The sequence below is a fragment of the Photobacterium malacitanum genome, from assembly GCF_900185615.1.
GTDB classification, from domain to species: domain Bacteria; phylum Pseudomonadota; class Gammaproteobacteria; order Enterobacterales; family Vibrionaceae; genus Photobacterium; species Photobacterium malacitanum.
On record NZ_FYAK01000014.1, the window covers coordinates 33,217 to 51,986 of the forward strand.

An 18,770-nucleotide genomic window follows, 5' to 3' on the forward strand; every position below is an offset into this window, starting at 1 on the left:
GCCTCCTAATTAGCTTACAGTTTTTTGGCGTTTTCTAATACGTCTTCAATCGCACCACAGTACATAAATGCCTGCTCAGGGATATCGTCGTATTCACCAGCTAAAATACCTTTAAAGCTACGTAACGTATCTTTAAGTGATACGTAAATACCAGGAGAACCGGTAAATACTTCTGCTACGTGGTAAGGCTGTGTTAGGAAACGTTCAATCTTACGCGCACGAGATACAGCTTGCTTATCTTCCTCAGACAGCTCATCCATACCTAGAATTGCGATGATATCTTTCAGCTCTTTATAACGCTGTAGCAAGCTTTGAACACCACGAGCAACGTCGTAATGGTCTTGGCCTACTACCAATGGATCAAGCATACGTGATGTTGAATCCAGTGGGTCGATCGCAGGGTATAGACCTAGCGATGCGATTTGACGCGAAAGTACAACGGTTGCATCTAAGTGAGCAAAGGTTGTTGCTGGTGATGGATCCGTTAAGTCATCGGCAGGTACGTATACCGCCTGCACTGACGTGATAGAGCCAGATTTAGTTGACGTGATACGTTCCTGCAGTACACCCATTTCTTCTGCAAGCGTTGGTTGGTAACCTACCGCAGATGGCATACGACCTAGCAATGCCGATACTTCAGTACCAGCCAGGGTGTAACGGTAGATGTTATCGATAAATAACAGTACGTCACGACCTTCATCACGGAAACGCTCAGCCATTGTCAAACCAGTCAAAGCAACGCGTAGACGGTTACCTGGTGGCTCGTTCATCTGACCGTAAACCATTGCTACTTTAGATTCTTCAGGCTTCTCAAGGTTAACAACCCCAGCTTCCTGCATTTCAAAGTAGAAATCGTTACCTTCACGCGTACGCTCACCGACACCGGCAAATACCGATAGACCTGAGTGTTTTAGGGCGATGTTGTTGATAAGTTCCATCATGTTAACGGTCTTACCTACACCCGCACCACCAAATAGACCGATTTTACCACCCTTAGCAAACGGACAAATAAGGTCGATAACCTTAACGCCTGTTTCTAACAGTTCGGTTGCATTTGATTGTTCTTCGTAGCTTGGCGCTGGACGGTGAATAGCGTAACGCTCTTGTTCACCGATTTCACCACACTCATCAATGGGTTGACCTAGAACGTTCATGATACGTCCTAGCGTCGCTGTACCCACTGGTACTTCAATAGGGCGGCCTGTATTTTCAACAGACAAACCACGACGTAAACCATCAGAAGTACCCATTGCGATACCACGCACAATACCGCCACCAAGTTGCTGCTGAACTTCCAGTACTAATGTACCGTTCTCTTTCGCATCAACATGTAGGGCATCATATACTTTGGGTACAGAGTCCTGTGGAAACTCTACGTCGACTACTGCACCAATGATCTGGACGATCTTACCTGTAGCCATCGTTAATCCTCTAAACTTATTAATTCTTTGCCTTAAACAGCAGATGCACCAGAAACGATTTCTGATAATTCTTGTGTGATCGCCGCCTGACGAGCTTTGTTGTACACAAGTTGCAAGTCATCAATGAGATCACCTGCATTATCGGTTGCAGCTTTCATTGCCACCATTCGTGCCGCTTGCTCACTGGCAAGGTTCTCAACCACGCCTTGATACACTTGTGATTCGACATAACGAACCAATAAAGCATCAAGTAACGGTTGTGGCTCGGGCTCATAAATATAATCCCAAGAATGGTTGCGCTGCATCTCTTCGTCTTCTGACTTAGGCAAAGGCAACAATTGATCAATCACTGGTTCTTGAACCATAGTATTTACAAACTGGTTGTATACTAGGTACAAACGATCTAATTGACCTTCATCATATTTCTTTAGCATTACGCCAACAGTACCGATCAGCTCATCAACCGTTGGTGAATCACCAAGGCCTGATACTTGAGCCGTTACGTTACCGCCGTAGTTATTAAAAAATGCCGTTGCTTTTGCGCCAATTAACGCAAGATCAACGTCTGCACCTTTTTCAGACCATGTTTGAATATCGGTGATCGCTTTTTTAAACAAATTAATGTTTAAGCCACCACATAGACCACGGTCAGTAGAAACAATGATGTAACCAACGCGCTTGGCTTCACGCTCTTCAAGATAAGGATGCTTATACTCAAGGCTACCAAGGGCGATGTGACCGATCACTTTGCGCATAGTTTGTGCGTATGGACGTGATGACTCCATAGCTTCTTGCGTTTTACGCATTTTAGAAGCTGCCACCATTTCCATCGCTTTGGTGATCTTCTGTGTATTTTGAACACTACCGATCTTGTTACGAATCTCTTTTGCGCTGGCCATCGTCACTCTCCGTTAGAAGGTGATCGCTAAGCGATCACCAACCAATTACCAAGTTTGGGTCGCTTTGAAATCTTGCAGCAGTTTCGAGAACTGCGCTTCGATATCATCGTTGTAAGCACCCGTTTCATCAATTTGAGCTACTAACTCAGCAAATTGACCTTTGGCAAATGAAAGCAACGCAGCTTCGAAATCAGCTAACTTGGCAAGTTCAATATCGCCTAAGAAACCTTTTTCGGCAGCAAAAATAACAATCGCTTGCTCAAATACAGACATTGGCGAGTATTGCTTTTGCTTCATCAACTCAGTCACTTTCTGACCGTGATCAAGCTGCTTTTTAGTTGCATCATCAAGGTCTGACGAGAACTGAGCAAACGCTGCTAGTTCACGGTACTGTGCTAGGGCAGTACGAATACCACCAGAAAGCTTCTTGATAACTTTAGTTTGGGCTGCACCACCTACACGCGATACAGAAATACCTGGATCAACAGCAGGACGAATACCAGCGTTGAACAGTTCTGTTTGCAGGAAGATTTGACCATCGGTGATAGAAATAACGTTAGTCGGTACGAATGCCGATACGTCACCTGCTTGAGTTTCAATGATAGGTAGCGCGGTTAAAGAACCGGTTTTACCCGTCACTTCACCATTCGTGAATTTCTCAACGTAGTGCTCACTAACACGTGATGCACGCTCAAGAAGACGAGAGTGAAGGTAGAAAACATCACCAGGGAATGCTTCACGACCCGGTGGGCGTTTTAGCAATAGTGAGATTTGACGATAAGCAACGGCTTGTTTAGACAAGTCATCGTATACGATCAGTGCATCTTCGCCACGGTCACGGAAGTATTCACCCATCGCACAACCAGAGTAGGGTGCAAGGTATTGTAGTGCAGCAGCTTCAGAAGCAGATGCAACCACAACAATGGTGTTTTCCAATGCGCCGTGCTCTTCAAGTTTACGAACCACGTTCGCAATCGTTGAAGCTTTCTGGCCAATAGCCACATACACAGAGTAGATACCAGAATTCTTCTGGTTGATGATGGCATCGATAGCCATCGCGGTTTTACCCGTTTGACGGTCACCGATAATCAGCTCACGCTGACCACGACCGATAGGAATCATCGCATCAACTGCTTTGTAACCAGTTTGTACTGGCTGATCAACAGATTTACGATCGATTACGCCTGGTGCAATTACTTCAACAGGAGAGAATGTCTCTGTTTCAATTGAACCTTTACCATCGATAGGCTGACCCAGGGTGTTTACAACACGACCAAGCAGCGCAGGACCTACAGGTACTTCAAGAATACGACCAGTACCGGTTACCTTCATGCCTTCCTGTAGCGAAGCATAAGGGCCCATTACAACTGCACCAACCGAGTCACGCTCAAGGTTAAGTGCTAAAGCGAATAGTCCGCCTGGTAGTTCAATCATTTCACCTTGCATTACGTCAGCAAGGCCATGGATTCGAATAATACCATCGCTTACAGAAACGATAGTACCTTCGTTACGCGCTTCACTTACAACGTTGAAATTTTCAATACGTTGTTTGATCAGTGCGCTAATTTCCGTGGAATTAAGTTGCATGCACAATTCCCCAAATCAAGACAGCAAAGTATCGCTCAGACGGTTCAATTTTCCCCGTACAGAGTTATCGATAACAAGGTCTCCAGCTCTAATTACAACCCCAGCAATCAGGGTCTCGTCTACACTGCAGGTCAACATCACTTTACGTGCTAAACGCTGCTCAAGTTTGGCGCTGATCGCATCTAACTGGTTTTCATCAAGAGCAATGGCAGAGATCACCATAGCTTCGATGGTTTTTTCATGCTCATGTTTCATCAGCATGAATTCACCACAGACATCGGGTAGCGCATTGAGGCGTCCATTAACGGCCATGACTTTAATAAAGTTATGGCCGAATTCGTCGAGTTGCTCACCGCACACTGAAACAAATATTTCAGCGAGCTTGTCAGCGGCATAGCCACTATCAAGAATATCTTGCATAGTGTCATCAGTTGCCACTGCACTGGTAAAAGCGAGCATTTCTGCCCACTGTGCCAGTGCATTCTTCTCGACCGCAAAGTCAAATGCTGCTTTAGCGTAGGGGCGTGCGATAGTAGTCATATCCGACATGTGCTTGCCCCTTTAATTACAGTTCTGCAGTGACTTTGTTAAGAATATCAGTTTGTGCTTCCATATCGATGGAACGCCCAATGATCTTCTCAGCACCAATCACAGCTAGAGTTGCAACTTGTTTTCTTAACTCATCACGAGCACGATTTCGTTCAGCTTCAATTTCAGCCATGCCTTGCGCAAGAATTTTCTCACGTTCAGCTTGGGCTTCAATTTTAGCGTCATCGACAATTTGAGCTTTACGCTTATTTGCCTGTTCAATCAGCTCACTCGCGGCGCGTTTCGCTTCTTTCAATTGATCAGAAGCATTAGCTTGTGCAAGGTCCAGGTCTTTGGCAGCGCGATCTGCAGCTGCCAAGCCGTCAGCAATTTTTTTCTGACGTTCTTCAATCGCTTCCATAATTGGTGGCCATACATATTTCATGCAGAACACCACAAAGAAGAAGAAAGCGATAGCCTGACCCAGCAAAGTTGCATTCATATTCACAACGCATCTCCTTAAAAAGGGTTGCTAGGGTCCATTTACTCTAGAGTCAGCCTTCTTGATAAAGGCTGATCACAGCGGTTTATTAGCCTGCTAGTTGGCCAACAAATGGGTTTGCGAATGTGAATAGCAACGCGATTACGATACCGATCATTGGAACCGCATCCAGTAGACCTGCGATGATGAACATCTTAACTTGTAGCATTGGCGCCATTTCAGGTTGACGTGCAGCGCCTTCAAGGAATTTACCACCAAGAATTGCGAAGCCGATCGCTGTACCAAGGGAAGCAAGACCTACAATGATGCCCACGGCAATTGCAGAAAAGCTTAGTAAAGTTTCCATCACTATCTCCAGTTTATAGTTGTCGGCTAAAGTGCCAATAAAAAATATAAAAGTTACAAATAATCGTTAATGATTGTCTTCATGTGCCTGAGACAGGTACACGATTGTTAACATCATGAATACGAATGCTTGAATTGTAATGACCAGGATGTGGAAAATAGCCCACGGTACCGAGCCTAGCCATTGAGCCCACCACGGCATCAACGCCGCGATAAGAATAAACACCACTTCACCAGCAAACATGTTACCGAATAAACGCATACCTAATGAAATTGGCTTCGCTACTAGCGATACCACTTCAAGCAGTAAGTTAAACGGAATCATAATTGGGTGATTGAACGGGTGAAGAGCCAGTTCTTTTGCAAAGCCGAGTAGACCTTTCACTTTGATGCTGTAGTAAATCATCAATGCGAATACACCTAACGCCATTGCCATAGTGATGTTAACGTCAGCACTTGGAACCACTTTTAAATAAGGAATCCCAACACTTTGTGCGGCATACGGAAGAAAATCTATTGGCACAAGGTCCATGATGTTCATCAGTAAAATCCAACAGAAAATGGTTAGTGCTAACGGAGCAACAAGTGGATTGCGGCCATGGAAAGTATCTTTAACGTTGGTATCAACGAATTCAACGACCATTTCAACAAAACATTGTAACTTACTTGGTACTCCTGATGACGCCTGTTTTGCTACCTTACGGAATACCCATAAAAAGAATAATCCGGTCAGGACAGAAAAAACAAGGCTGTCGATATTTACCGTCCAAAAACTTCCTTCACTCGCCAAACCAAGCTTATCAGTCGATAAGTTAGTAAGGTGGTGAGTGATGTAGCTTGACGGCGTTAGCGCTTCACCTGGCGCAGCCATAACTGATCCTATTTGTTGTTGTTAATGAATAAAACCGGTCCAAAAATATTAATACCAAGGACCAGCAAATAGGTTAGTTGGAGGGGAACAAGTTCCACCCCTTTATACAGGTAAGCTGCGGCAAAAAGGATGACTGTTATGAGGATTTTAAGCACTTCTCCGCCATAAAATGACGCCATGACTAATCGTGCCTTCCTGGCACCACTAAACATAAACGCACACATAGCAAATACAGTATTGGCGATTACAAAAATGCCGCCACCGATAAGTGCAGATATTCCCCAGTCAACATTGACAGCGAAGACTGCCGTTAATGCCGTAGCTACTACGACGCCAGATTGTAGTAACAGCAACCGTTTTGCCAATTGGCGTCCCGGTTTCACTAGCGCCGATACCATGTATTCGTTCCTCGAGTCCATTCCTCGACACATAAGTTCGGGAAATACAGCGAAAATTATACGACTGAATAGATTGAATGCAATCTTATTGCAGCAAAAAAAACATTTATATTTTACAACAAAATAACTTAACTACCACAGGGTAATCGTCTAATCAAAAATTACCGCGACCAGATCACAGTTCGTGGCCTAACATTGCAAGAATTTGCGCTAATTTATCTTGTTGGTCGAAATTAATAACAATTTTACCTTTACCATTTTTATTTTGATTAATGGCTACTTTGGTTCCAAAACGCTCACTCAAACTTAATTGTAACGCGACAGTCTGTGGCTGTGGTGCCGACTTGGCTGGCGTTGCGGTTGGATTTAATAGTGTTTTAACTAGCTTTTCAGCCTCACGCACAGTTAACAACTTATTGATGATAATTTGTGCTGTAGCTAACTGTTGCTGCTCATCTAAGGCTAATAAAGCCCTTGCGTGACCCATTTCTAACTGTTTTTGTTCAACCAGTTGTTTGACAGCATCAGACAATTGATTCAAACGCAGTAAATTAGAAACAGCAGCACGTGATTTACCCACAGCATCAGCTACTTGCTGGTGGGTTAATGAAAACTCTTGTTGCAAACGTTCTAAAGCACGTGCTTCTTCGATGGCATTAAGATCTTCACGTTGAATATTCTCAATCAACGCAATCGCAACAGTGGCCCGATCATCAACATTTTTGATAATACAAGGAACGGTTTGTAATCCCGCTTGACGCGCAGCTTGCCAACGACGCTCACCGGCAATAATTTCATAACGCTGATTATCAATACGGCGTACAACAATCGGCTGAATAACACCTTGAGCACGAATCGAGTCGGCTAATTCAGTTAATGCATCAGCAGCCATTGCTTTACGGGGTTGGTATTGACCAGAGCTTAATGCTGATACTGCAATTTGGCATAACTCACCATCAATAGCAGCTTGCTGTGAGGCATGCTGATCATTTTGTTGTTTCTTTGCTTGAGCAACATTGCTGGTGGCTAGTAGGGCATCAAGGCCTTTGCCTAAGCCTCTTTTATTGAAATTCATGGAAAACCTTACGCTTCAACCTGAGTGGCTTGTAGTGCTAATTCATCACGGCGAATCATTTCACCGGCTAACGCTAAGTACGCCTTAGCACCACTAGAATATTTGTCATAATACATTGCTGGGCGACCATGACTTGGTGCCTCAGCAAGACGCACGTTACGTGGAATAACAGTACGGTATACTTTATCACCAAAATGCTTTTTAAGCTGCTGTGATACCTCATTTGAAAGTCGGTTACGAGGATCAAACATGGTTCGTAACAGGCCCTCAATTTTAAGATCACTGTTAACAACGGCGGTTAACTTACTGATGGTATCCATCAATGCGGTTAAACCTTCAAGGGCAAAATATTCACACTGCATCGGCACTAATACCGAATCTGCAGCGGTCATTGCATTGATAGTTAACAAGTTTAAAGATGGTGGACAGTCAATAAAAATATAATCGTAATTATCACGAACCGAAGCTAGCGCATTACGTAACCGCGTTTCGCGAGCAAACACTTCCATTAATTTAATTTCAGCGGCAGTGACATCGCCATTGGCAGCTATCAAATGATAGCCACCGGTAGTTTCGTTAATAACAACTTGATTAAAAGGAGTTTCATCAACTAAAAGATCATAAGCGCTGGCTTCAACTTGGTATTTGTCGACGCCACTGGCCATGGTCGCGTTACCTTGAGGATCAAGATCGATCACCAATATTTTACGCTGAGTAGCAGCCAATGAAGCAGCCAGATTGACACACGATGTTGTTTTACCGACACCACCTTTCTGATTTGCAACAGCTATGATTCTTCCCACAAAAACCTCAACAATTAATCTTTGGCTGTTAATACAACTAAATGACGCTCGCCTTCAAGATCAGGAACCTGTAACGATTTAACTTCAACAACAGTACACCACTCAGGAAGCTCTGCTGCTTCGTCTTGATTATACTGGCCTTTTAAGGCGAAGAATTGACCACCTTGTTTCGGTAAATGGTGACACCAATTAACCATGTCAGACATTGAGGCAAAAGCACGGCTTAACACCGCGTCAAAACCTTCACCGGGATCAAATTCTTCAACACGACTTTGAACAGCGGTTACGTTAGTAATTTTCAGCTCATGAAGCACTTGACGGATAAAGCGAATGCGCTTACCTAAACTATCAAGTAACGTGAATGATTTATTCGGACACATAATCGCTAACGGAATACCAGGTAATCCCGGTCCCGTACCAACATCGATATAACGCTCACCGTCTAAATATTTGCTAACCACAATACTATCCATAATGTGTTTAACTAACATTTCATTTGGATCGCGCACAGAAGTTAGATTATACGCTTTATTCCATTTGTGTAGCAGTTGCACATAACCTATCAATTGATCAAGTTGTTGTTCTGTGACCTGAAGATCAGTTTGAGCGATAAGTTCTATTAAACGTTGTTTCATTATCTAACCCTTATTCGCCTTTTTTAAGCAAGCCATGTTTTTTCAAATAAACCAATAACAATGAAATTGCCGCAGGTGTAATACCTGAAATACGCGATGCCATACCGATAGATTCTGGTTTGGCATCATTAAGCTTAACCACCACTTCATTTGATAAGCCTTTTACCAAGCTATAATCGAGATCAAACGGTAATTTAGTGGTCTCATGACGTAATGATTTTTCTACTTCATCGCGCTGACGGTCAATATAACCTTGGTATTTAATCTGAATTTCAACTTGCTCACGCGCTTCAATATCATCGTGTGCAGGCGCAAAAGTTTCAATGCTAGTTAATTGATCATAAGTCACTTCAGGACGACGAAGAAGATCTTCACCATTGGCCTCACGTACGATCGGTGATTTAAGGATCTTGTTTAAAGTTTCAATATGATTTGAATTTGGATTAACCCAAATATCTTTCAAACGCTGGCGTTCTTGTTCCATATTTTCTAGTTTTTGATTGAAACGCGCCCAGCGTTCATCATCAACGAGACCCAACTCACGACCCATTGGAGTTAAACGTAAATCAGCATTGTCTTCACGTAACAGCAAACGGTATTCCGCACGTGAAGTAAACATACGGTAAGGTTCTTTAGTGCCAATGGTTGACAGATCGTCAATCAATACACCCATGTAAGCTTGATCGCGACGTGGACTCCAGCCTTCTTTGTCTTGAGTCTGAAGCGCTGCGTTCATACCCGCCATTAAGCCTTGTGCCGCTGCTTCTTCATAACCGGTAGTACCATTAATTTGTCCGGCAAAGAATAACCCATCAATGTATTTATTTTCATAGGTTTGCTTAAGGTCACGCGGATCGAAGAAATCATACTCGATCGCATAACCTGGACGCATAATGGTTGCATTTTCAAAGCCTTTCATTGAACGTACGATTTGCATTTGAACGTCAAAAGGTAAGCTGGTTGAAATACCGTTCGGATAAAGTTCATTAGTGGTTAAGCCTTCTGGCTCAATAAAAATTTGGTGGCTATTTTTATCCGCAAAACGCATTACTTTATCTTCAATTGAAGGACAGTAACGCGGACCAATACCTTCGATCACACCGGCATACATTGGGCTACGATCAAGGTTATTACGAATCACTTCATGAGTACGCTCATTGGTGTAAGTAATAAAACATGGAATTTGACGTGGATGATCCGATTGCTTACCCATGAACGAAAACGTTGGCGTCGGATTATCACCGTGTTGAGTTTCAAGCACGCTAAAATCAACACTACGCGCATCAATGCGTGGTGGAGTACCTGTTTTCAAACGATCAACACGTAATGGTAATTCACGTAAACGATCAGCTAAGGCATTTGATGCCGGATCACCAGTACGGCCACCACTATAATTTTCTAAACCAATGTGAATTTTGCCGCCAAGGAATGTACCTACGGTCAATACCACAGCTTTAGCATGGAATTTTAATCCCATTTCAGTAACCACGCCTGTTGCGCGATTATTTTCTACAATAAGATCAGTCACAGCTTGTTGGAAAATCATTAAATTTTGCTGATTTTCTAATACGTTACGTACTGCTGCTTTGTAAAGTGCACGGTCAGCTTGTGCACGTGTTGCCCGCACTGCTGGGCCTTTGGAAGCGTTGAGGGTACGGAACTGAATACCGCCTTTATCGATGGCATGCGCCATCAAACCACCAAGGGCATCAACTTCTTTAACCAGGTGTCCTTTCCCGATCCCGCCGATAGCTGGGTTGCACGACATTTGGCCCAACGTATCGATATTATGGGTCAACAGTAAGGTTTTTTGTCCCATTCGGGCTGCTGCCAGTGCCGCTTCTGTACCGGCATGACCGCCACCCACAACGATGACATCAAATTTTTCCTGGTAAAACATGAAACTTCCTCAGGTATTTAAATAGCCAGTGAGTTAACTCGAGCAAAGGGCGGACATTCTATCCTGTTTCTTGGCAAGAGAGAATCTTTCATCAAGATCATTTGATCGGCCATTTTGGTTGTTTAAATATATATAAGATCTTTTTAAAGAGATCTTCTGTTAGATCTACTATTAGGATCCATCGATCGTGTGGATAACCGTTAAATGATCCTTATGATCATGCATTTAATGAAGATCATTTACTGTGGAGTAGCTTGGATCTTTCAGAGGATAGGCTGGGATCAAAATAGCTACTTATACACAGGGCTCGAAAGCCATAGAAGTTATTAAATGGATAACTATGGGTTGATCACTGTTTAGATCCATAGTTATCCACAGAAAAAACCATTAAAGAACATAAATAATTGAGTAACTATTGACCGTTTTTTAACCGTTAAGGTAATTTTGCCACTCTTCAAGCCAAATTTCAGCTGGTTCTTCAGGTACAGGTGTCATCGATACATCAATATCCAGTCGTTGACCGATGGGTGTAGCACCTAATTTAACCAATAATGCTTCAATATTTTTGCCGGCAGCACAAAAAGTATCGTAGTTACTGTCTCCAAGCCCAATAACAGCAAACTTTAACGCCTTAAGTGCGGGTTTTTGATCACGCAGCGCATTAGCAAAGGCTATAAAGTTATCTGGGTAATCACCCGCCCCATGCGTGGAACAAATAATTAACCAAATAGAGTCTTGATTCAGCTGTTCAAGCTGAGGCTGATTGATGATATCGGTTTGATGGCCTTGTGCTGTTAATAATTCAGCGACATGATCGGCAACATATTCAGCACCACCAAGAGTGCTGCCTGTGATCAGAGTAATAGTTGACATAATTATCCTTAGAGTGAGCGCTTTGATGGGATCATCGACATCAAACGAAATACCTAGCGAATATTGTACTGAGATCAAACCCTATAAAGATAGCCTTTATGGCATATGAAGGGTGTTTTATTCACTGAAAGGCTAATATTTTTATCCACCAGCTAATAATGGGGATGAAAGTGGGAGAAATTGTGGGTATTTGTGACTAAATATCAGTAATTATAATGGCTAACAAGATCATTATAGAATGGTCACGATAAGAGTTAGTAATGATTAGAACTGATCTTACCCACATGATCCCCTTATTATTCACACAGGGTTATGATCGTTGTTTTTGGTGATCAGATAATTGATCACCTTGCTCAAGGGATCGAGTGTCGCTGCGGTAAAATAACCAGTTTTTGGTTGTCTGGATGATGAGTAACACTGACGTGGTGATGATAAAGCGCAGTGATTTGTTGCGGAGTTAATACCTTTTGAGGGCTATCAAAGGCAATTTGCTGGCCGTGTTCAAGTAATAATAAGCGGTCGCAAAAGGTGATCGCGGTATTAAGGTTATGAATGGCGATTAAGGCACTTTTACCTTGTTGGCAATGGTGGCTGAGAATATTAAGTAATAATGATTCATGGCCAATATCGAGGCTGGCTGTCGGTTCATCAAGTAGCATGATGGCTGCATTTTGAATTAATAAACGGGCAAAATGCACGCGTTGTTGTTCGCCACCAGAGAGTTGGTTGATGGGTCTATTTAAGAGTTCTTCTATTTGTAACTGACTAATAATATTATTTATTTTGTGTTGTGGTAGTGCTGCCGATTGGTGAAGACCATAATAAATAATATCGTTAACGATAAACCCAAATGCAGGCTCAGTGTGTTGAGGTAAATAACTTAATTGTTGAGCTCGTTGTTGATGACTATAGCTGTTAAGTGGCTGATCAAATAAACGAATACAGCCATCTGTAGGAGTGATAAATCCACTGAGGCATTTTAGCAGGGTGCTTTTACCTGCGCCGTTAGGGCCAATAATACCGACTAATTCGCCAGGATTAATGGCAAAGTTAATATTTTGTAATAATGGCTGCGATCCTTGATAGTAACTTAAGTGGTTGACTGTAAGTGGGAGGATCATGATTGTAATCCTTTATATTGGCTACGAATTAATAGAATAATAAAATAGATCCCACCAACAATTGCGGTAATAATCCCGGTTTTTAATTCGTTGGGAGCAATAACAGTACGCGCAATAAGATCACACCCTAAGAGGAACATTGCGCCAAATAAGGCTGAAAATGGCAGTAAAATACGGTTATTGGGTCCTACTAATAGTCGCGCTAAATGCGGGACTATTAAGCCTATAAAGCCTATTGGACCCGCTACAGCAATTGCCATTGCGGTGAGTAAGGTGGTTAGTAGTAATAATAATCGGCGGCTGTGACCGACATTGATACCCATGCCATGGGCATTTTGTTCACCTAAAGCGAGCAAGTTTAACGTTTGTCCATGGCGTAGCAATATCCACGCGGCGATAATGATTATTGGGGTTGGCCATAGTAATTGTTGCCAAGTTCGCGCATCCAGACCACCCATAGTCCAGAATACAAACTCACTGACTTCATATTGCTGAGCGGTTAATAGTACCCCCATGGTTAATCCACCTAATAAACTTGATACTGCCAACCCCGCTAAAATGATGAATAAGCCATGCTGCTGGGTTTGACGGGCAATCAAATACACGATAGTGGCAGTGATTAAAGCCCCAATTGCGGTGACGACAGGTAATAAGGCGGGATTGACCACGGTTAAGCCACAGACTATTGCAACGACAGCGGCAAAACTACTACCGGCACTAATGCCTAAGATATCGGGGCTCGCAAGAGGGTTTCTAAATAAGCCTTGGCTACAAGCTCCAGCTAAGGCTAGTGCGCTACCAGCTAATATCGCGGCACAAGCACGTGGTAAGCGGATCTGTAATATAATTGCCGAGGCGAGAGGATATTGTTGTTGGGCTAATGCCTCACCGCCATGCATATAGCTGTTGAACATGGCAAAAATGTCACCAATAGGGATCGAGACAGAGCCGAGGCTAAGGTAGATAATTAACAGCAGTAATAATCCAATTAATGCCACAATGCCTTGTAGCGGTTTAATGTATTGATGACTGAGCATGGGGCTGATAAACCTTATGATTAAGGTAAATGATAGCGTCGGCAATGTATTGGCTATCAGTTGAACGCAGTGAATGTGGCAAACTGATCACGCGCCGATCACGAATAGCAGTTAACGTTTGCAAGGCTGGATCATGGAGTAATTGTTGTTTAAAACCATCACTGTCTACCCCAGGTATAATAATCACATCAGGGTTAAGCATTAATAGTTGCTCTTTGGCAATCGGTACTTGACCAAATTTATCGCCACTGGTGTACGCAATAACGTTTTTGAGTTGAGCGTGACTAATAATGGTATTGATCGTTGAGTTATGGTTACTGGATGCTCCCCACGGCGTGTATTCAATTGCGGTTAGTGGTTGTTTGGGAACAATAACCTGTTGCTTAAGCTTTTGCTGCATAGCTTCAACTAACGCTGCTGCGGCAGTATTTTGATTAACTAGTTTACCGACTAATAAGATGTTTTTTTCGATATCTTTAAGGCTATAAACCGTTTTAATCACAAATACCGTAATACCCGCTGCTCGTAGTTGGGCTATTTTAGGGCTATCACTCCAACTAGCGACCAAGACTAAATCGGGGTGCTCGGCAATAATACGTTCAACATTTAGATCGCGTAATGGTAGGGTGGCTGGAATTTGGTTAGCAATAATTGAATAAGTAGCATCTTTGCTTAAGCGGCTTAAGCTGGTGATATTTTTGAGTGGTAGCAGTGCCATGAGAACTTGATCGCTAAACATGCTTTTAGAATCGACTCGAGTCGGCATTTTAGTCAATGTAACCGCATGATTACTGGCATCTATAACCGTTATTGGATAGACAGTTTCAGCCGCAAAGCCGATTGAACTACCGCATAAACAGCCAATAAAAAATAAATATTTACATAGTCGGTACATAATTTTCCATACGTCGTAGATGGTGAGCTTGCAACATCCCTAGCAAGCAAAATTTGCGGACATAGTTAGTGATTTTTGGAACGCTGTCAATGACAGTCTACTGGTGGAATTAGCCGTATTTAGTAAGGACGAATAAAGTCATGGTATTAAAATTTTCTGGCGATATTGACGAACTCGCTTATCCGTTCATTTTTGAAGATTCACCCTTGTGCGATTTTGAAATTCTCACCGATGAATTATGTACTTATGTTGGCTTGGTGATCTCGCAGTTAGACCATGGAGAAATGCAACAATCATTAATCTGGCTCCAACCACGAATTTTTCATTTAAATGGTTCGATTCGAGGTAAGTGCGGCATTTTTGAGTCTGATATTAGTAAGCTTAAAGCGGATTATCATTACTTTCGCGATCAAGTAACAGATAGCAATAAACGGTTTGTATTACCACGAGGGGTTGGGGCGGTGGTGCAATTACATCAATGCCGAAGTTTAGCTAAAAAGGTCGTAAGGCAATTAGTTAGAGTCGATGCATCGGCTAAAAAAGTGCCACCAATATTGCCAAGGTTTAGTAACTTGTTAGTTAATTATTTGTTCGCGTTAACGCGAGTACTTAATCAACAGGCTGGGATTGAAGAGCCTGAATATATCAGCATAAATTATCCTAAGCCCGAAGTTAAAAAATAATAAAAACGCCACATATCAATGACATGTGGCGTTTTTGTAGGGTAGCCATTAATACAAAGTTTAATGTTAGTCGTTACTTACCAATACAGAACGAAGTAAAGATACGTCCGAGTAAATCATCTGAGGTAAACTCACCTGTGATCTCACTTAAGTGCTGTTGAGCAAGACGTAATTCTTCTGCCAGAATTTCACCCGCCATAAAGCCTTCAAGTTGTTGTTTACCGATCTCTAAATGTTCTGCTGCACGCTCTAGCGCATCTAAGTGACGACGACGCGCCATAAAGCCGCCCTCGGTCGTACCTGCAAATCCCATACATTGCTTTAGATGTTCACGTAAGTCGTCTACACCTTCACCTGTGCGTGCAGAAAGGCGAATTAAGGTTGGATTATTCACATGACAGATACCGGCTGGTTCACCCGTTAGCTCTGTTTTATTGCGAATGACAGTTAGACCCATATCAGCAGGTAGGCGCTCAATAAAGTCAGGCCAAATTTCTTTAGGATCGGTGGCGTCAGTGGTCGTGCTATCAACCATGAATAACACTCGATCGGCATGTTCAATTTCAGCCCATGCGCGTTCAATACCAATGCGCTCTACTTCGTCGGTTGCTTCACGTAAGCCGGCGGTATCAATGATGTGTAATGGCATTCCATCAATGTGGATATGCTCACGTAATACGTCACGAGTCGTACCTGCAATATCGGTCACAATCGCACTGTCTTTACCCGATAATGCATTGAGTAGGCTTGATTTACCTGCATTAGGGCGACCTGCAATCACGACTTTCATGCCCTCACGCATGATCGCACCTTGATTGGCTTGTTTACGTACATCAGTTAAGCGAGCCATGATGTTATTGAGATCACCACTGACTTTACCGTCAGACAGGAAATCAATTTCTTCTTCAGGGAAATCAATGGCAGCTTCGACAAAAATACGTAAATGAATTAAGGCTTCAACGAGTTCATTTACTTTGTTTGAGAATACACCTTGCAGTGATTTAAAGGCACTTTTGGCGGCCTCTTCTGAGCTGGCATCAATTAAATCAGCAATAGCCTCAGCTTGGGCTAAATCAAGCTTATCGTTCATAAACGCACGTTCAGAGAACTCACCTGGACGTGCTGGACGAATACCATCAATATTAAGAATACGACGAATCATCATATCCATTAATACTGGGCCACCGTGGCCTTGGAGTTCTAATACATCTTCGCCGGTAAATGAATTGGGGCCTTTAAAAAACAGCGCGATCCCCTGATCAAGCGCAGTACCATCTTCATTTTTAAATGGCAGGTATTCAGCGTAACGGGTTTTTAACTCGCGACCAGCAACGGCAAGGGCTACTTCTTTCGCTTTAGGACCTGAAACGCGAATGATGCCGACGCCGCCACGGCCCGGTGGTGTTGCTTGTGCAACGATAGTATCGATATGTTGATTCATAACCTTGGCTTTGCTTTAAAATGACTTGATGATTGTAAACCACTGTGAGGGTTTACACCTAATCTGCCCATAAAAAAAGGCGACCCTAAGGTCGCCTTTTATTCACAGGCAGCGCTTATTTAGCTTTGCTGTGTAAACCTTTCTTTTCCAACGCGCGGAAAATAATAGTCTGTTGAATCAGAGTCACAATGTTTGATACTAACCAGTACAACACTAGACCTGATGGGAACCATAAGAAGAAGAAAGTAAACATAACCGGCATAAAGGTCATGATTTTCTGCTGCATTGGATCCGTGACTGTTGATGGGCTGTTCTTCTGAATCAGGAACATTGATACACCCATAAGAACAGGCAGGATGTAGTACGGGTCTTGTGCTGACAGATCCTGAATCCAACCGAAGAATGGCGCATGACGCAATTCAACTGATCCCATTAGTGCCCAGTACAGTGCAATGAAAATTGGCATCTGTAGCATGATAGGTAAACAACCACCAAGTGGGTTTACTTTCTCTTTTTTGTACAGCTCCATCATTTCTTGGCTTTGACGTTGACGGTCATCACCTAAACGCTCACGCATCGCCTGAATCTTAGGCTGTAGCATGCGCATTTTCGCCATTGAGGTGTACTGTGCTTTTGTTAGTGGGTACATCGCACCACGCACAATTAGCGTTAGGATGATAATTGCTACACCCCAGTTACCTACAATACCGTGAATGAAAGAAAGCAATTTATGCAATGGACTTGCAATGAACCATAACCAACCGTAATCAACCGTTAGGTTTAGGTTAGCTGCTGTTGCCGCCATTTCTTTTTGCAACTTAGGACCAAGCCATAATGTTGCTTTGATTTCTTTTGTTTGACCAGGAGCCACAGTCTCTAGTGGCATACGTACGCCGATGTAACCTACACCGTTGTTATCGCTGCTGTAGACTTGAGAAGTCTGATCTACGCCATCACGAGGGATCCATGCTGATACGAAGTAGTTCTCCATAATCGCAACCCAGCCGTCATTTGCTGACTGGTTAAGGTTCTTCTCTTTGATGTCATCAAAACTGTATTTTTTGTACTTAGTATCGTTAGCTGAGTATGCCGCACCGTTGTAAGTGTGCATCGCCATGCCTTGAATACCGCCGCCTGTTTTGCTTTCTAGACGGTGACGAAGCTGCGCGTACATTTGTACGGTTGCTGCTTTGTCAGTTTTGTTGTCGACAGTATAGTCAACGTTAACCGCATAATCGTTGCGCTTGAAAACGAAGGTTTTAGTGTAGCTAATGCCATCTTTAGTAAATGTCATTGGTACACGTAGTTCGTTTTGATCTGGTGCCATCACAAAGCTTTTTGCAGTCACGGCGTATTGTGCGCGGCCATGAGTTTGTGAATCAGAACCGTTAGTGCCAATTAAGCCAGATTGCGCGATATAATCACGGCCATCAGTGTCACTTAATAAAACATACGGGTCTTTAGAACCGAGAGTATTGTCGTATTTAAGTAGTTTTGCATTAATAACATCACCACCAAGCGTGTCGACTGTTAATTCCAGTACATCCGTTTTAATGGTAATTAAGTTAGTTGAAGTTTTCTGGTCAGTCAGTGGTTGGTTATCACTTGAGTGTGATGGAATACCACTATTGTTATTGACTTGCTGCTCTACACCCGGCTTCGTTGGTTGCTGGTTCTTGTCGCCATGCCATTGCTGAAATAGCAAGAATGAGACAAACAGTAGGGCAATTAACAGAATATTACGTTGGGAACCCAT

19 protein-coding genes are annotated in these 18,770 nt (G+C 42.9%); 1 reads left to right on the forward strand and 18 read right to left on the reverse strand.

What is annotated here, in order from left to right:
* Positions 1-14: 14 nt before the first annotated feature.
* The 16 genes from atpD to PMAL9190_RS18005 form a co-directional block, all read right to left on the reverse strand.
* Positions 15-1,421 carry a F0F1 ATP synthase subunit beta gene (gene atpD / locus PMAL9190_RS17930; RefSeq protein WP_087846515.1) on the reverse strand — a complete coding sequence of 469 codons (1,407 nt, stop codon included), beginning with the start codon at positions 1,419-1,421 and terminating at the stop codon, positions 15-17.
* A 32-nt stretch (positions 1,422-1,453) separates the two neighbouring features.
* Positions 1,454-2,320 carry a F0F1 ATP synthase subunit gamma gene (atpG, locus tag PMAL9190_RS17935; RefSeq protein WP_087846517.1) on the reverse strand — a complete coding sequence of 289 codons (867 nt, stop codon included), beginning with the start codon at positions 2,318-2,320 and terminating at the stop codon, positions 1,454-1,456.
* Positions 2,321-2,365: 45 nt separating this feature from the next.
* Entirely contained in the window at positions 2,366-3,907 is a 1,542-nt protein-coding gene (gene atpA / locus PMAL9190_RS17940; RefSeq protein WP_065167721.1) for a F0F1 ATP synthase subunit alpha, read from the reverse strand.
* A 15-nt stretch (positions 3,908-3,922) separates the two neighbouring features.
* Positions 3,923-4,456 (reverse strand): F0F1 ATP synthase subunit delta, encoded by a 534-nt coding sequence (gene atpH / locus PMAL9190_RS17945; protein WP_087846519.1) that lies wholly within the window; start codon positions 4,454-4,456, stop codon positions 3,923-3,925.
* 16 nt (positions 4,457-4,472) lie between these two features.
* Positions 4,473-4,943: a F0F1 ATP synthase subunit B gene (gene atpF, locus PMAL9190_RS17950; protein ID WP_060999284.1), complete on the reverse strand. Its 471-nt coding sequence runs from the start codon at positions 4,941-4,943 to the stop codon at positions 4,473-4,475.
* An 82-nt stretch (positions 4,944-5,025) separates the two neighbouring features.
* A complete protein-coding gene (gene atpE, locus PMAL9190_RS17955) occupies positions 5,026-5,283 on the reverse strand; it encodes a F0F1 ATP synthase subunit C (RefSeq protein ID WP_012551447.1) in 258 nt (85 codons plus the stop codon).
* 66 nt (positions 5,284-5,349) lie between these two features.
* The gene (gene atpB, locus PMAL9190_RS17960; protein ID WP_087846521.1) at positions 5,350-6,153 is read right to left on the reverse strand and encodes a F0F1 ATP synthase subunit A; all 804 of its coding nucleotides are present in this window, start codon (positions 6,151-6,153) and stop codon (positions 5,350-5,352) included.
* A gap of 8 nt (positions 6,154-6,161) precedes the next feature.
* Entirely contained in the window at positions 6,162-6,551 is a 390-nt protein-coding gene (locus PMAL9190_RS17965) for a F0F1 ATP synthase subunit I (protein WP_060999279.1), read from the reverse strand.
* A 175-nt stretch (positions 6,552-6,726) separates the two neighbouring features.
* A complete protein-coding gene (locus PMAL9190_RS17970; RefSeq protein ID WP_087846523.1) occupies positions 6,727-7,626 on the reverse strand; it encodes a ParB/RepB/Spo0J family partition protein in 900 nt (299 codons plus the stop codon).
* 8 nt (positions 7,627-7,634) lie between these two features.
* Positions 7,635-8,429: a ParA family protein gene (locus PMAL9190_RS17975; RefSeq protein WP_087846525.1), complete on the reverse strand. Its 795-nt coding sequence runs from the start codon at positions 8,427-8,429 to the stop codon at positions 7,635-7,637.
* Positions 8,430-8,443: 14 nt separating this feature from the next.
* Positions 8,444-9,064: a 16S rRNA (guanine(527)-N(7))-methyltransferase RsmG gene (rsmG, locus tag PMAL9190_RS17980; RefSeq protein ID WP_087846527.1), complete on the reverse strand. Its 621-nt coding sequence runs from the start codon at positions 9,062-9,064 to the stop codon at positions 8,444-8,446.
* Positions 9,065-9,074: 10 nt separating this feature from the next.
* Entirely contained in the window at positions 9,075-10,964 is a 1,890-nt protein-coding gene (gene mnmG, locus PMAL9190_RS17985) for a tRNA uridine-5-carboxymethylaminomethyl(34) synthesis enzyme MnmG (protein ID WP_087846529.1), read from the reverse strand.
* Positions 10,965-11,390: 426 nt separating this feature from the next.
* Complete coding sequence (mioC, locus tag PMAL9190_RS17990; RefSeq protein ID WP_087846531.1) at positions 11,391-11,837, reverse strand: FMN-binding protein MioC; 447 nt, start codon at positions 11,835-11,837, stop codon at positions 11,391-11,393.
* 353 nt (positions 11,838-12,190) lie between these two features.
* Entirely contained in the window at positions 12,191-12,958 is a 768-nt protein-coding gene (locus PMAL9190_RS17995; RefSeq protein WP_087846533.1) for an ABC transporter ATP-binding protein, read from the reverse strand.
* A complete protein-coding gene (locus PMAL9190_RS18000) occupies positions 12,955-13,995 on the reverse strand; it encodes a FecCD family ABC transporter permease (protein ID WP_087846535.1) in 1,041 nt (346 codons plus the stop codon). The genes PMAL9190_RS17995 and PMAL9190_RS18000 overlap by 4 nt, the downstream gene beginning before the upstream one ends.
* Entirely contained in the window at positions 13,973-14,890 is a 918-nt protein-coding gene (locus tag PMAL9190_RS18005) for an ABC transporter substrate-binding protein (protein WP_087846537.1), read from the reverse strand. Before PMAL9190_RS18005 ends, PMAL9190_RS18000 begins: the two co-directional genes overlap by 23 nt.
* A gap of 140 nt (positions 14,891-15,030) precedes the next feature.
* Between PMAL9190_RS18005 and PMAL9190_RS18010 the strand changes: the two genes are divergently transcribed.
* A complete protein-coding gene (locus PMAL9190_RS18010) occupies positions 15,031-15,573 on the forward strand; it encodes a cobalamin adenosyltransferase family protein (RefSeq protein WP_087846539.1) in 543 nt (180 codons plus the stop codon).
* 73 nt (positions 15,574-15,646) lie between these two features.
* Here the strand turns inward: PMAL9190_RS18010 and mnmE are convergent, their stop codons facing one another.
* Positions 15,647-17,014 carry a tRNA uridine-5-carboxymethylaminomethyl(34) synthesis GTPase MnmE gene (gene mnmE, locus PMAL9190_RS18015; protein WP_087846541.1) on the reverse strand — a complete coding sequence of 456 codons (1,368 nt, stop codon included), beginning with the start codon at positions 17,012-17,014 and terminating at the stop codon, positions 15,647-15,649.
* A gap of 115 nt (positions 17,015-17,129) precedes the next feature.
* Positions 17,130-18,770, reverse strand: coding sequence for a membrane protein insertase YidC (yidC, locus tag PMAL9190_RS18020; protein ID WP_087846543.1), 1,641 nt, complete (start codon positions 18,768-18,770; stop codon positions 17,130-17,132).